This is a genomic window from Planotetraspora phitsanulokensis (assembly GCF_016863295.1).
In the GTDB taxonomy this organism is placed as follows: domain Bacteria; phylum Actinomycetota; class Actinomycetes; order Streptosporangiales; family Streptosporangiaceae; genus Planotetraspora; species Planotetraspora phitsanulokensis.
In genome coordinates, this window is the sequence record NZ_BOOP01000037.1 from 80391 (window position 1) to 93816 (window position 13426).

Consider the following 13426-nt stretch of genomic DNA (forward strand, 5'->3'; position numbering starts at 1 on the left):
GGCACAGCATGAGCATCACCAAGTTCGCGGTGGCAGGAGCAACCGGGCGGCTGGGCCGCCACGTCGTCGACGTCCTGGCTGAGAGGGAACACCAGGTCGTGCCGATGTCCCGAGCCACCGGCGTGGACATCATCACCGGTGAGGGCCTCGCCGAGGCCCTCACCGGGGTCGAGGCCATCATCGACGTCGCCTCGTGGCACTCCTCCGACCAGGAGGCGGCGACGGAGTTCTTCCGCACGTCGGCCCGCAATCTGCATGAGGCGGGCCAGAAGGCGGGGGTCGCCCAGATCGCCATGGCGTCCATCATCGGCGTCGACAAGGCCACCGCCGGTTTCGTCGCCGCCAAGAAGGTGCACGAGGAACTCCTCCTGTCCGGCCCGCTCCCCGTCCGCATCCTGCGGGCCGCGCAGTTCCACGAGTTCGTCGGTCAGCTCCTGGACTGGCGACAGGGCGGCGTCGCCTACATCCCGAACCTGCCCACCCAGCTCGTGGCCTGCCGCACCGTGGCCGAGGAACTGGTCGGCCTGGCCACCGACCCCGGCGCGTCCGCCCCAGGAACACCGATCCCCGAGATCGCCGGACCTCGCAAGGAGAGCATGGCCGAGGCGGCCCGACTCCTCGGCGCCCGCCGAGGCATCAAGGTCGTCGGCGTCGACGGCTCTGGCATGCCCGATGCCGAGATCGCCGCCAACGGCGGGTTCCTGCCCAGCCCACACGCCAAGCTCGCCGGACCCACCTTCCAGGAGTGGCTCGACACCCAACCCTGAGCAGGCCGTACGGCACGGCCTTGCCCTTGTTCTCGGAACTTCACGGCCCGGAGCCTCGAGAACGAGGGCTACCTCCGAACCTTGCCCTCGGGGACTCATCGTTACGTGAGTCGTCTGCCTAACGGGACTTTCGCTCGGATGCTTGTCAGCCCACGCCCCCTTTCAGGCAACGCGAGTACGCCTGAAAGGGGGCGTGGCCCGTCGTCAATCCGTGTGTCGGCGAGCCTGGTTCGCCTCGCGGAGGACTGCCCAGGCGTCCGCCACCTGGCCCAGGTGCTCGAGCTTGTCGGGGTTGAGCACCGTACGGATCGTCTGGATCCGTCCGTCGAGGATGTCGAGCGTCATGGTGTTGATGACCTTGCCGTCCCGGTCGCGGAAGATCGCGCCTGGCTGGCCGTTCAGCTCGTGTGGTTCCATCACACCGCCGATCTGGACGAACGGCGAGGCCATCGTGGCCAGCACCCGCGCCACGTTTTCCGCGCCGAAGACGCCCTTGCCCCATTGCGGGGCCTTGCCGCCGCTGTCGCCGACCATGTGGACGTCAGCGGCCAGGAGCTCTCGCAGACCGGCGACGTCGCCTCTGGTGAAGGCGTCCAAGAATCGCCCGGCGAGCACTTCTCGCTCGCGGCGGTCGGCCACGAACCGGGCGCGTCCCTCGCCCATGTGGCGGCGGGCCCGCACCACGAGCTGGCGGCACGCCGCCTCCGACCGCCCCACCGCTGAGGCGACCTCGTCGAAGCCGAACCCGAACACCTCCCGCAGCACGAAGACCGCCCGCTCGAGCGGGCTGAGCCGCTCGAGCAGCAACAAGGCCGCCATCGACACCGAGTCGGCCAGCTCCGCCGACCGCTCGGGATCCTCGTAAGGATCGGTCAGCAACGGCTCGGGGAACCACTGCCCCGCGTACTCCTCCCGCCGCAGGCGAGCCGAGCGCAACACGTCGATCGAGATGCGGGTGACCACGGCTGACAGGAACGCCTTGACCGAGGCGGGCTGGGTCGGGGATGCCTCATAGCGCAGCCAGGTGTCCTGAATCGCGTCCTCGGCCTCGCTCACACTGCCCAAGATCCGGTACGCGATCGAGAACAGCAGCGGCCGCAGTTGTTCGAACTCCTCAGCCCGGGTCACGCCAGCCCCTCCTTGAAGCCCTGGCGCCAGGAGGGGTAGCGCAGCCGCCAGCCGAGCTCCCGCTTGGCCTTGGCGTTGGAGAAGCCGCGTCCCTCGGTCATCATCATCACCGCGACTTGTCCGGCCACCGGCCTGGCCAGCCACGCGGGGACCCGCATCGGCCGTTTGGCCCCCGCGCACGCGGCCAGGTGGGGCAGCCATTCGCGGGCCGGCGCCGGCTCGTCGTCGACGATGTTGAACACGCCCTTGGCCTGCTGCTCCACGGCCAGGACGGTGGCGCTCGCCGCGTCGTCGAGATGCACCCACGAGCTGTAGCCGCCGCCGTTCCCGACGACCGGGTACTGGCGCTTGCGCACGAGCTCGACCTGATCGTCGGTGGCGCCCGGCCCGTAGAACGCGCCGTATCGCAAGACCGCGCCACCGGCTTGGACGACGACGTCCTCAAGGTGGCGGATCGCCTCCGCCCCCTTGCCCGTGCTCGTCGGGTCCAGCGGGTCCTCCTCGGACTTCACCCATCCACCCTCGCGGATGCCGTTCCAAGCGCCGTAGCTCTGCGCGACGAAATGGGCCACACCGATCGCCTGGGCGGCGGCCAACAGGTGGTCCGTCCCCTCGGTGCGCAGCCGGTTGGTGACGGCGAACCAGCGGTCGAAGTGCTTGATGTCGGGTTTGCCGGAGATGGCGGTCATCTGGTGCACGATCACGTCCGGACGGGCGTGAGCCACCGCCTCGCCGACCGACCTCGCATCCAGCCCGTCCATCACGACCGCCTCGGCGCCCAACTGCTTCAGCAGGCCCAGCTTGGCCGTGCTCGTCGTCGTCGCCGTCACCTGGTGGCCACGCTCCACAAGCTGCGGCACGAGCCGCCTCCCCAACACCCCGGCTCCGCCCGCCACGAACACTCGCATGACCGTCACCTTCCTCATATCGGGACCTGCCTACGAGACCCGAGACGAAACAGCGCGACAATCTGTGACAAGTAGCGGCAAGTCAGTCGAGAAACCATCGTCGGCGGGGGATCCACGCCCGCCGGCTGATCCAGGGATGGCGGGCGACCAGGTGGATCGAGGGCTAGCTTCCCGCCGCTTCCTCGCCGTGGGCGATCACACGTTCGGGGACCTCCTCCGGGGACCCGTGTAGGTGTGCGTGCGGGTGTACGCGCCGAAGCCCATCGACTCGTAGAGCCGTCGGGGCACGGGATAGGCGTCGTCGCCGCGCGCGTAGACGACGGCGCGCGTGCCTCCGGCGGCCGCGAAAGCGTGCAGCACCGCGGTGCACACGGAGCGGGCGAGGCCGAGCCGACGGTGACCGGGATGCGTGCCGACCGGTTCGAACTCGCCGGTCCGGTTGGCCCGGTCGTACCAGCCCTGGCAGTAGGCCACCACCCCGCCGGCCGGCGCCACCACGACGAGATCCAGTTCGGGACGGTATGGCCAGGTGTCCCTCATCCGGGCATGCCGTCCGGCGGTGACCCGGGTCGATCCGAAGGCGGCGCGGTGGGCCGCGGCCCGGCCGGCCACGTCGGCGTGGTCCCGCTGGGCACGGACCGTGTAACCGTCCGGCAGGTCGGGCACCGCCGGCAGATCGGCGAGCGGACGGCCGAGGCACACCATGAACGGGCCGTCGGCCGCACGGGTGTATCCGCGTCGCTCAAGCGCCGCGACCAGATGCGGTTCGGTCTCGGCGACCTCCGCGGTCAGCGGGCCGTCGGCCGTCCGCTCGGCCCAGTCGAGCACTTCATCGGCCAGCCCCGGGTGACGGGGGTCGACCTGCAGCATCAGCTCGCCGGGCAGATCCAGCCAGCCCCACGCGACTGCCGTGTCGCCTTCGGTCCAGATCGCCGTCGGGCATTCCCCGGCCCGGTCGAGGGCAAGGCACCAGTTCCACGTGAGGTCACCGATGTGCCGGTATCCGGCCGCCGGGAAACACTGGACGGCCAGGCCCTGCATGGCGCGCAGCGCCACAGGACCGGCGTGCTCACGGCGTCGCATGGCGCCCATGCTGTCCGACCGGCTTTCCGCCGGGCAACGCGATTTCTCCTGAGGCCGGTCCGACATACAGGTGGACCGCCGGCGAGGACGCCGCCACCCCACTGAAGTGGGCTGATCGGGACTGGGGACTCAACGGAGGGCCGTACGGCGGATCGCCGCGTTTGACACCTCTTACGGCTAACCGCTACCTATTTGGCTAACCGTTAGGGGGATGCAGTGCAGGACGCAGTGCTGGCGATGCTCGCCAAAGAGCCGTCGCACGGGTACCACTTGCGCGCTCGGCTACAGCGGAGCCTGGGCCCGCTGGGCGAGTCGATGAACCCCGGTCAGATCTATGTGACGTTGGCCCGGCTGGAGAAGGCGGGGCTCGTCGTCTGCGAGCGCGCCGACGGTCTTCCCGATCGCCCGGAGCGCAAGGTCTACGCGCTGACGGCGACCGGGCAGCAGCGGGTGGCCACGTGGCTGACCGAGGTGAGCTGGCCGAAACCGGACCTGGCGGAGTTCCATCTCAAGCTCGTCGCGGCGGCCGCGGCCGGGCTCGCCGACCCGGTCGAGCTCGTGGCGGCGCAGCGCCGTGAGTTGTTGCGCCGCATGCGTGAGACGCAGCGAGCGGTTCTGGCCGAGCCGGACGGTTCGGCCGCCGTCCTGCTGCTGGAAGGGGTCGTGCTGCGGCTGCAGGCGGACCTGCGCTGGTTGGCGGCCTGCGAGCGAGCCTGGTCCAAGGTCGATGACGAAGCTGAGGATGCATGAACGTGGCGAATGCGGCGGTCCGGGTTCACGGCCTGGTGAAAAACCATGGCCGGGGGCAGGGCCGGGTCCGCGCGGTCGACGAGGTCGACCTGGAGGTCCCCGAGGGGCAGACGCTGGCGGTGATGGGGCCCAGCGGCTGTGGGAAATCCACCCTGCTGCACCTGCTGGGCGGCCTGGAGCGGCCCTCCGCCGGGGAGGTGTGGCTGGCCGGGCGGCGTGTCGACACCCTGAGCGAGCGGGCGCTGGCACGGCTGCGGCGCCGCTCGGTGGGATTCGTCTTCCAGGCCTTCCACCTGATGGAGGAGCTGTCGGCGGCGGAGAACGTGGAACTGCCCGCACTGCTCGCCGGGCGTTCACGGCGCGAGGCCAAGCGGCGCGCGAACCTCCTGCTGGACCGGGTCGGGCTCGCCGACCGAGGCCGGCATCTTCCTTCGCAGCTGTCCGGCGGTCAACGCCAGCGGGTCGCCATCGCCCGCGCGCTCGCCAACGAGCCGCTGGTCGTCCTGGCCGACGAGCCGACCGGCAACCTCGACAGCGCGGCCACCCGCGACGTGCTGAGGATCTTCGAAGAGCTGCGTTCGGCGGGGCAGACCCTCGTGATCGTCACGCACGACGAGCGGGTCGCGGCCACCGCCGACCGTCTGATCTCGATGCGCGACGGGATGTTCGTCGACGACACCCGGCTGGCCGGCAGCGCCACCGGGTGGCTCGGCGGCCTGATCGGGCTGGAGGGCTGAACGACATGGGCCGTATCGCGCTCGTCCTCCGACTCGTCCTGGCCGACGTCCGCCGGCACAGGGCCCAGGCCGCGATGCTCCTGCTGGCGGTGACCGCCGCCACCGCCACCATGGCCCTGGGCCTGTCCCTGGGCGGGGCGACCCAGAGGCTGTACGAGCAGACCCGGGCGGCCACCGCAGGGCCCGACGTGGTGGCGCTCGCCCCCGACCCGGGCCCCGCCGTGGCCCCGGCTCTGGCCTCGTTGGCGCACGCTCCCGAGGTCGTCGCCCACAACGGTCCGTACCGCATCGTCTACGCCACCCTCACCGCGCACGGTTCCGCCTCGCTCGTGGTGGTGCACGGCGCCGCCGAGACACCCGGCACGGTCGACCGCCCGCTGGTTACCTCGGGCCACTGGGTACGCGCCGGCGGCGCGGTTCTCGAACGGGGCTTCGCCACCGCGCTGGGCGCCCGCGTCGGCGACCGCGTCACCATCTCCGGCCGGTCGTTCCCCGTCGTCGGGATCGCCGTGACCGCGGCCACCTCCATCTTCCCGTGGGCTCCGCAGATCGGACCGGGCGGCGGCCCGAGTGACGGGGGCGGTCTGGTCTGGCTGACCCGATCAGATGCACAGGCACTGGCATCCCGGGATCTCCCGGTGACAGTGGCCTTGGACCTCAAGTTGCGCGACCCCGACGCCACCCAGGCCTTCATCGACGCCCACCGCCACATTTTCACCACCAAGGTGAACTTCTCCAGCTGGCAGTTCAAGGCCGACCAGGACGCCGTCATGCTCAGGACCACCCAGCCGGTCCTGGTGGTCGGCAGCTGGCTGCTCAGCTTCCTGTCCATCACCGGAGTGGCCGCACTGGCCGCGGGACGGGCCACCGAGCAGACGCGCCGGGCGGGACTGCTCAAGGCCGTCGGTGCCACCCCCGGCCTGATCGCCGCCGTCCTGCTCACCGAATACCTGGCTCTGGCGCTGCTGGCCGACGCACTCGGGCTGGTGCTCGCCCGCCTGGCCGAGCCCGCCATCGCCAGCCCCACCGCCAGCCGGATCGGCGGCGTCGGCGGGCCGACCGGCACCGTCATCGTCGCGACGGCAGCCCTCGCCGTGGTGGTGGCGGCGCTGTCCGCCCTACGCCCCACGCTGCGGGCGGTGCGCACCGCGACCGTCACCGCACTGACCGTCACCGCTCACCGGCCTCGCCATCGCCCCCGGCTGACCGCGCTGTCCGCGCTGCTGCCCACCCCGCTTCTGCTCGGGCTGCGGCTGACCGCACGCCGGCCGGGCCGCGCGGTGCTGCACGCGTGCTCCACCGCCGTCACACTGATCGCGATCACCGCCCTGTTGATCTACGACGCCCAGCCACGCTGGGGCCCCGCCCAGCACCGCGAGGGCTGGGGCCCGGGCCTCTCCGGCGTGCCCGACCTGCAAGCCGACCACGACGGCCGGCTGCTGCTGGCGGTCTCCATCGCCCTGATCGCCCTCGCCACCGTGAACACCGTCACGCTCACCTGGACCACGGCGATGGAAGCCCGGGCGAACATGGCCGTCGCGCGCACCCTCGGCGCCACCCCCGGGCAGATCTCCGCAGGGCTGTCGGTCGCCCAGCTTCTGCCCGCCCTGCCCGGCGCCGTCGCCGGCGTTCCCCTGGGCATTCTCTTGTGCGGGGAGACGACCACGTTCCCCTTCTCCTGGATCGCCGCCGCCGCGCTCGTGATCCTCCTGGCGACGACGGCACTCACCGCCCTGCCCGCACGCTTGGCGGCCCGCCGGTCGGTGGCGCAGACCCTCAGCGCCGAAGCGACCTGACGTCCGCCCCAGCCGGTATCGTGCGGTCGGGTGACCACCGATCCCACGTCGCGCCGGGCCGGCTCCGCGCACGCCGTCGCCGCATGACCGGCACCGACGGCGAGGAGCCCATCGTCCTGGACGGCGGCGACCAACGCTGCGTGTTGCTGCTCATCCGGCTGTCCCGCCTGATGGCGGACCTGCGCACAGGCAGCGTGGTGCACCTGATCGCCACCGATCCGGCCGCGCCGATCGACCTGCCCGCGTGGTGTCACCTGACCGGCCACCATTACCTCGGGCAGGTGCCAGGTCGCGACCGCCCGACCTACGCCCTACAGGTGAGCGGACAGGCCCGCCCGGTGGACCCGGACGCCCCGTGGCATGCCGGCGGCCGCTGAAAGCGGTCCGCCGGTGATGCTCATCCCCAGCGCAGCCGCTCGCTCAGCAGTGCCTGCTGAGCCGGGTTGACGGTCAGCGCCAGCGCCTGTTCGTCGCAGGCGCGCGCCTCGTCGGCGCGGCCGAGCTCGCGCAGCAGTTCTGCGCGGGTGGCGTGCCACAGGCCGTAGCGGGCCAGGTCGTGCTCCAGTTCCTGCAGTTCGGCCAGCGCCGCCTCGGCTCCGTGCACGTGGCGCAGGGCGACGGCCCGGTGCATCCGGGTGACCGGCGAGGGCGCCAGGTACGTCAGCATGTCGTAGAGCACCAGGATCTGCGCCCAGTCGGTCTCCTCGAAGGAGGCCGCCTCAGCATGGCAGGCCGCGATCGCCGCCTGCACCTGGTACGGCCCGGGCCGACGGTGCGCGCGGGCCGCCCGCGTCAGCAGCGCGGCAGCCTGCTCGATCGCCTGCCTGTCCCAGCGGGTGCGGTCCTGATCGGCCAGCAGCACCAGGCGGCCGCGCTCGTCGAAACGGGCCGCGCCACGCGCCCGGTGCAGCCGGATCAGTGCCAGCAGCCCGGCCACCTCCGGCTCGGCCGGCGCCAGCTGGGCCAGCAGCGCGGCCAGCCATTCGGCGTCGTCAACCAGGTCCCGGGCTTGGGCGTGTTCGGGCGTGCTGGACAGATAGCCCTCGTTGAACAGCAGGTAGACGACCGCCAGCACTGAGCGCAGCCGCCCGGGCAGCTCCTCATCGGCCGGGATCCGGTACGGGATCCCGGCCTGGCCGATCTTCTTCTTCGCCCGGGTGATGCGCTGTGCCACCGTCGGCTCCGGCACCACGAACGCCGCGGCGATCTGCGCGGTCGACAGCCCGCACACCACCCGCAGCGTGAGGGCGATCTGCGCCTCAGGCGCCAAAGCCGGGTGGCAGCAGGTGAAGATCAGCCGCAGCCGGTCGTCAGTCGGCGCCGCCTCCGGCCAGCGTAGTTCGGCGAGCTTGGCGCGGTAGTTCGACTCCCGGCGCAGCACGTCCAGGCCCCGTCGACGCGCGACCGTGTACAGCCACGCCTGTGGCCGCTGCGGGATGCCCTCGACCGGCCAGCGGCGCAGCGCGGTCTCGACGGCGTCCTGCACCAGGTCCTCGGCCGCGGAGAAGTCGCCCAGCAGCGAGATCAGGGCGGCCGCGAGCCGGCTCGCGTGTTCGCGCACCACGCCGGCCAGCACCTGCTCGCTCCGCGCGCCGAGCCCGCCGTCACGGCCCTCGCCGCGGTCTCCGCTGCCGTCATCCCGGTCACGACCCCATCCGGGATTCCCACCGGGATCGTGACGGGGGTCGTGACGGGGGTCGTGACGGGGGTCGTGACCGGGCAGGTCGGCGGGCACATCACCCGCCGACCCCGGTGCGGACCCGTCGCCGCTCTGGCCTGTCGTGCTCATGAGAGAGGGCGGATCTCCACGATCGGGCACGCCGGCCAGGAGCGGGCGATCTTCAGGGCCTCGTCCAGATCGGCCACCTCGACCTCGGCGAACCCGCTGACCACCTCCTTGCCCTCCACGAACGGCCCGTCGGTGATCACCGGCTCGGCACCGTCCAGGCGCATGGTGGTGGCGGTGTGCACCGGCGCCAGATGCGCATGGTGAGTGATCTTGTCGGCGTGCTCGGTGAACCACTGGCCCACCGCCTCATACGCCTGGCGCAGCTCCAGTTCGCCCATCTCCTCCAGTTGGCGGGCGAACTGTTCGGTCTCGACGAACATCAGCACGTATTTCACGCTCTGAACCTCCTGATCCTTGATGGTCTGCCTGCCGTCTGTCCCACCGGGGGTCAGCCGACCGGAAGGGACGCGTACAGGTCGACGCCGTTGCCGTCGGGGTCTGCCACCGTGGCATACCGCATCCCCCAGAACGCGTCGAACGGCTCGGCCAGCCCCTGGTATCCGGCCGCGACCAGCCCGGCATAGGCCGAATCCACACCGGCCGGATCCTCGAACTCGAAGCAGAGCAGGGTGCGCGGCCCACCGGTCGGCTTCGTCCAGCCGGGCAGGAACGGGGTGCGGAAGTTCTCGGTGTCCAGCATCACGTGCAGGCCGCCGGGCAGGTCGCAGCCGGCGTGCTCGGGCGAATGCTCATCGATCTTGAACTCCAGCCCGAGCCGGGCGTAGAAGGCGATCGAGGCCTGCAGGTCGGACACCACGATGTCGATGGTGTTGAGCGTCGGATGCATGATCGGGCTCCTGTCGTCTGGTCGTACGGGCCCTGGCACCGCCGCGGAGGCGGGGCCGGGGTCATTCACCAACACGACGATCGGGACATGCCCCGATACGACACCTGGCGGTCCGAATTTCTTCAGCCGTCCTCGCCATGTCGCGACGACTCCTCGTCTCTACAGAAAGGCCCGCGCTTCCTCGACTTGTCGCGCGATGCCGTGGGCACTGTCGGCCTCGGCGATGGCGCCGGCTTCGTCGAGCAGCGCCACCGCGTCTTCGCGGCGGCCCTGTGCGGCGGCGATGTACGCCAACCCGACCATGTTCGCGGCGACACCGGGCAAGAACCCGAGCTGCCGACGAAGTCGCGCCGACTCCTCCAACCACCCACGCGCCTCATCCAATCGGCCCCCGGCGTGCGCGGCGATGCCGAGGTGCCGGAGCACGTAGGACAGGATGTGCGGATCTCCGGCATGCGCGGCGAGCTCGCGGGACCGCTCGAACACGGGAACCGCGGCGTCGTTGTCGTGCCGCACCACCTGGTGGAAGGTGCCGATCCAGAACAGCGACTCGGCCTCTCCGCGAACGTCGCCGAGCGTCCGGTAAAGCTGGGCCGCGCGTTCGAACGACGGCAACTCCTGCGGATCCTCGTGTCCCTCCGCGAGGAACCGGCCGTGCATCACGCGGCCACGGGCCACGGCGAGAGCGGCCTCGACCGCGTCGAGTTCTCGCTCGGCGCTCGCCAACGCGGTGGCGTCGCCGCCGAACACGAACTGTTCGTAGAGCAGTCTGGACCGCTCGATCCGATCCTCAGCGCTCATCGTCAACCCCGCCTTTCAGAGCAATGCGGCGCCGAACGTGTCCGGCCGCCCCAGGGCTTCGTCGGAGCGAGCCGGAAGCCCACCGTCGGCGGCCGACGTCAGTGTGCACTGTGACGCGTGGGTCGGCGAGGCGTCAATCGCGACAAGATCGCGGCGATGGCGGCCCGGTTCCCGTTGGGCCTCCCCGGTTACGGGGCCGAGTCGCTCTTCCAGGTTCTCACCTAGAGAGAGGAGAAGGCGAGTATCGCGGTCGGTTCCAACGAGAGCTTCTCTTACTGGACAAAGACCTTCACCGACCCCAGGATGTGCGCCGCGATCGTGGACCGGCTCACCTTCCACGGCACCATCATCGAAACCGGCACCGACTCCTACCGGCTCGCCCATACCAGGCAGGAGATGATCGCCTAGAGCAGGCCCAGAGCCCTACCAGTGCCGCCGCGACCGGACCCCATTCGCTCCTAATACGCCAGGGGTGCGGCCCAGGACCGTACCTGCTGGGCAAGCGCAGCAACATGCTCCGGAGGCGTGGTCTTGACGATGCCGTGTCCGAGATTGAACACGAAGGGGCCACTGCCGAGAGTGTGCAGGATGCGGCGGGTTTCGACTTCCAGCGCCGGGCCGCCCGCGACCAGGAGCTGAGGATCGAGGTTGCCCTGCACACACCGGCCCAGTTCGCCTTGTACTTTCTGCGCAGCCCATTCCAGCGGAACCGTCGAGTCGAGCCCGACGCAGTCCACACCGGTGGCCTGGACAAAGCCGTCGTACGCGAGCCCAGCACCACGCGGGAAAGCGATGATGGGAACACCAGGGTGCTTCGCCTTCAGCGCCGCGACGATAGCGGCAACCGGCTTGACACACCAGCGTTGGAAGAACGGGTCCGGGAGTATCCCAGCCCAGCTCTCGAACAACTGGATCGCCTCGGCACCGGCCTGGATCTGACGGTCCAGGAACTCGATGATGGCCGCAGTCAGCAAGTCGATCAAGGGTTGGAAGCTCGCCGGGTCGCTCAGCGCCCACTGCTTGACAACGGCATGCTCCGAGCTGCCACCCCCGCGCCCCTCGACCATGTACGTCGCGACCGTCCAAGGCGCACCGGCATAGCCAATCAACGCCACCTCCTCAGGCAGAGCCCTCGTGAGTTGCCGGACCGTCTCGTAAATCGGGGCCAACTCCTCATGGAGGCCAGACGCGCTCAAGAACTCGGTAATGTCCGATGCCGAACGGATCGGGGGCGTCAGAACCGGGCCATCACCGACCAGATACTCCAAGCTCTGGCCGAGCGCGGCCGCGATCTGCGGAAGATCCGCGAACAGGATCGCCGCATCCAGCGGGAAACGTCGGATCGGCTGCAGGGTGACTTCGACCGCGTGCTCGGGCGAGTTGCACAGCCCCACCATCCCACCGGCAGCCTCGCGCACACGGTGATACTCCGGCAGATAGCGTCCGGCCTGCCGCATCAACCAGATCGGTGGCCGCTCTGTCCGCTCGCCCGCGAGCGCACGCAACAGCAGCTTCTTCGACCGCGTTCCAGCCGATACGCGATCCAGATCAACGTCACCCCGCGTAGCGGCTTCCACGCTCTTCCGATCTTTCAGAGACCCGGGCTTCGACCAGCCCGATCAGCACAACCCCACCCGTGGCGAGGACGCGCTGACAGCCTATCCAAGCCGGCCCGCCCACGGCCCACGCCGACCTCGGCCTCTGGGCCAGAACAGCTTGACAAAATCACCGGGCTCGGGTTCTCATCCTGTTCCCCACGACCGTGGGCGTGAGCCGGTCTCCGCGCACTTGCTCTGGTCGGCGAATGGCTGCTCCCCACGTCCGTAGGGGCAGGATGTGCTTCCCCGATGAACATCGACATCACCGCCGCGGTCCCCACGCCGGCCCCTGCTTCGGCACGACCCAAGCCGACGCAGGACAAGCGAACACATTGGGGATGATCATGAACGAATCGGGATTGATGACCCTAGCGTGCCATGCCGATCTGAGTGAAGGATGCTCATGTCACTCCTTGCCTGGATCGGCAGTCTGTTCTCACATCGGCCGCGACATCGTAAAAACACCACCACGCCCCGCAAAGGGTCGGCCGGTTGGACGTTTCAGACGGCCGAGGGGTCACATAACAACGCTGGTGAGCCCCGCCTTCAGGGTCGGCTCCACATGTGCCGCTGCCTGCGAATACGCAGGTCACTCCCTCGTCATATCGACAATCAGCCTGGTTCACCCCGCTCCGAGCGATCTGTGTCGCCCGAGCCCGCCTGGACGTGGACCAAGGAGTCGGAGGAACCATGAGCCAGTCGGTGCACAACAGAATCGAAACCGTGCCGCATCGGGTGAATCGCATGTCCATCGCGGTCGGCGAGCCGTTCGACACCTTCCGCGCCCGCTATGAACGGGCCGTTCCCACGTTCGACGCCGAGCGCTTCAATCGGTTCGTCGAGAACGAGGTCGACTGGGACACCGTCCTCCAGGCGACGGCCGAGAACGCGCCGCATCACTTCATCATCTACTGGACGGGCGACTTCAACTCGCTGCTGCGGCTCGCGGGGGACCGGTTGCGCTGCGTCGAATACCTGATGGGCAACCACACGATCGCCCAGCGGATGTTCCACCACAACCCGGCCATCCTGCTGTACGCCCCGCTCCGCACGGCCATCTACGAGGACGCCGAGGGGGAGACCTGGTTCTCGGTGGAACAGCCCAGCAGCCACTTCTCCAGCTTCGGCAGCCCGGAAATCACCGATGTCGGCCTCGAACTCGACCGGGATCTCGCCGACCTGCTGGAGTACCTCGACATTCCTGTCCCGGCCGCGCTCGTCTGAAGGCGGGCCCAGGCAGGCCGACCCGCACCTGGTTCACGATCCTTGGATCGCCGTGCCG

14 protein-coding genes and 1 pseudogene are annotated in these 13426 nt (G+C 70.0%); 7 read left to right on the top strand and 8 right to left on the bottom strand.

What is annotated here, in order from left to right; translation table 11 throughout:
• Positions 1-8: 8 nt before the first annotated feature.
• The gene (locus tag Pph01_RS34330) at positions 9-767 is read left to right on the top strand and encodes an SDR family oxidoreductase (RefSeq protein WP_204077374.1); all 759 of its coding nucleotides are present in this window, start codon (positions 9-11) and stop codon (positions 765-767) included.
• 204 nt (positions 768-971) lie between these two features.
• Here the strand turns inward: Pph01_RS34330 and Pph01_RS34335 are convergent, their stop codons facing one another.
• From Pph01_RS34335 to Pph01_RS34345, 3 genes are all read right to left on the bottom strand, one after another.
• A complete protein-coding gene (locus Pph01_RS34335; RefSeq protein WP_204077375.1) occupies positions 972-1895 on the bottom strand; it encodes an RNA polymerase sigma-70 factor in 924 nt (307 codons plus the stop codon).
• Positions 1892-2803 carry an NAD-dependent epimerase/dehydratase family protein gene (locus tag Pph01_RS34340; protein ID WP_204077376.1) on the bottom strand — a complete coding sequence of 304 codons (912 nt, stop codon included), beginning with the start codon at positions 2801-2803 and terminating at the stop codon, positions 1892-1894. Before Pph01_RS34340 ends, Pph01_RS34335 begins: the two co-directional genes overlap by 4 nt.
• Before the next feature lie 195 nt (positions 2804-2998).
• Complete coding sequence (locus Pph01_RS34345; protein ID WP_204077377.1) at positions 2999-3886, bottom strand: GNAT family N-acetyltransferase; 888 nt, start codon at positions 3884-3886, stop codon at positions 2999-3001.
• Between the two features lie 216 nt (positions 3887-4102).
• On the opposite strand from Pph01_RS34345, the gene Pph01_RS34350 reads away from it, so the two are divergent.
• The 4 genes from Pph01_RS34350 to Pph01_RS34365 all read left to right on the top strand — a co-directional run bounded on the left by Pph01_RS34350 (position 4103) and on the right by Pph01_RS34365 (position 7546).
• Positions 4103-4636, top strand: coding sequence for a PadR family transcriptional regulator (locus Pph01_RS34350; protein ID WP_204077378.1), 534 nt, complete (start codon positions 4103-4105; stop codon positions 4634-4636).
• Positions 4633-5373 (top strand): ABC transporter ATP-binding protein, encoded by a 741-nt coding sequence (locus tag Pph01_RS34355; protein ID WP_204077379.1) that lies wholly within the window; start codon positions 4633-4635, stop codon positions 5371-5373. Before Pph01_RS34350 ends, Pph01_RS34355 begins: the two co-directional genes overlap by 4 nt.
• A 5-nt stretch (positions 5374-5378) precedes the next feature.
• Positions 5379-7169 (top strand): ABC transporter permease, encoded by a 1791-nt coding sequence (locus Pph01_RS34360; protein WP_204077380.1) that lies wholly within the window; start codon positions 5379-5381, stop codon positions 7167-7169.
• Between the two features lie 83 nt (positions 7170-7252).
• The gene (locus Pph01_RS34365; protein ID WP_204077381.1) at positions 7253-7546 is read left to right on the top strand and encodes a sulfurtransferase TusA family protein; all 294 of its coding nucleotides are present in this window, start codon (positions 7253-7255) and stop codon (positions 7544-7546) included.
• Positions 7547-7566: 20 nt separating this feature from the next.
• Here the strand turns inward: Pph01_RS34365 and Pph01_RS34370 are convergent, their stop codons facing one another.
• From Pph01_RS34370 to Pph01_RS34385, 4 genes are all read right to left on the bottom strand, one after another.
• Positions 7567-8958 carry an RNA polymerase sigma factor gene (locus Pph01_RS34370; RefSeq protein WP_239117227.1) on the bottom strand — a complete coding sequence of 464 codons (1392 nt, stop codon included), beginning with the start codon at positions 8956-8958 and terminating at the stop codon, positions 7567-7569.
• Complete coding sequence (locus tag Pph01_RS34375) at positions 8955-9293, bottom strand: YciI family protein (protein WP_239117228.1); 339 nt, start codon at positions 9291-9293, stop codon at positions 8955-8957. Before Pph01_RS34375 ends, Pph01_RS34370 begins: the two co-directional genes overlap by 4 nt.
• Positions 9294-9346: 53 nt before the next feature.
• Positions 9347-9745 (bottom strand): VOC family protein, encoded by a 399-nt coding sequence (locus tag Pph01_RS34380; RefSeq protein WP_204077382.1) that lies wholly within the window; start codon positions 9743-9745, stop codon positions 9347-9349.
• Between the two features lie 159 nt (positions 9746-9904).
• On the bottom strand, positions 9905-10546 hold the full coding sequence (locus Pph01_RS34385; protein WP_204077383.1) for a tetratricopeptide repeat protein: 642 nt from the start codon (positions 10544-10546) through the stop codon (positions 9905-9907).
• 237 nt (positions 10547-10783) lie between these two features.
• Here Pph01_RS34385 and Pph01_RS34390 point away from each other — a divergent pair.
• Positions 10784-10954, top strand: a pseudogene (locus Pph01_RS34390) (ATP-binding protein); the annotation flags it as partial.
• Between the two features lie 50 nt (positions 10955-11004).
• On the opposite strand, the gene hemE reads toward Pph01_RS34390, so the two are convergent.
• A complete protein-coding gene (gene hemE / locus Pph01_RS34395) occupies positions 11005-12123 on the bottom strand; it encodes a uroporphyrinogen decarboxylase (RefSeq protein ID WP_204077384.1) in 1119 nt (372 codons plus the stop codon).
• A gap of 765 nt (positions 12124-12888) precedes the next feature.
• On the opposite strand from hemE, the gene Pph01_RS34400 reads away from it, so the two are divergent.
• Positions 12889-13368, top strand: coding sequence for a DUF302 domain-containing protein (locus Pph01_RS34400; protein ID WP_204077385.1), 480 nt, complete (start codon positions 12889-12891; stop codon positions 13366-13368).
• Positions 13369-13426 lie beyond the last annotated feature (58 nt).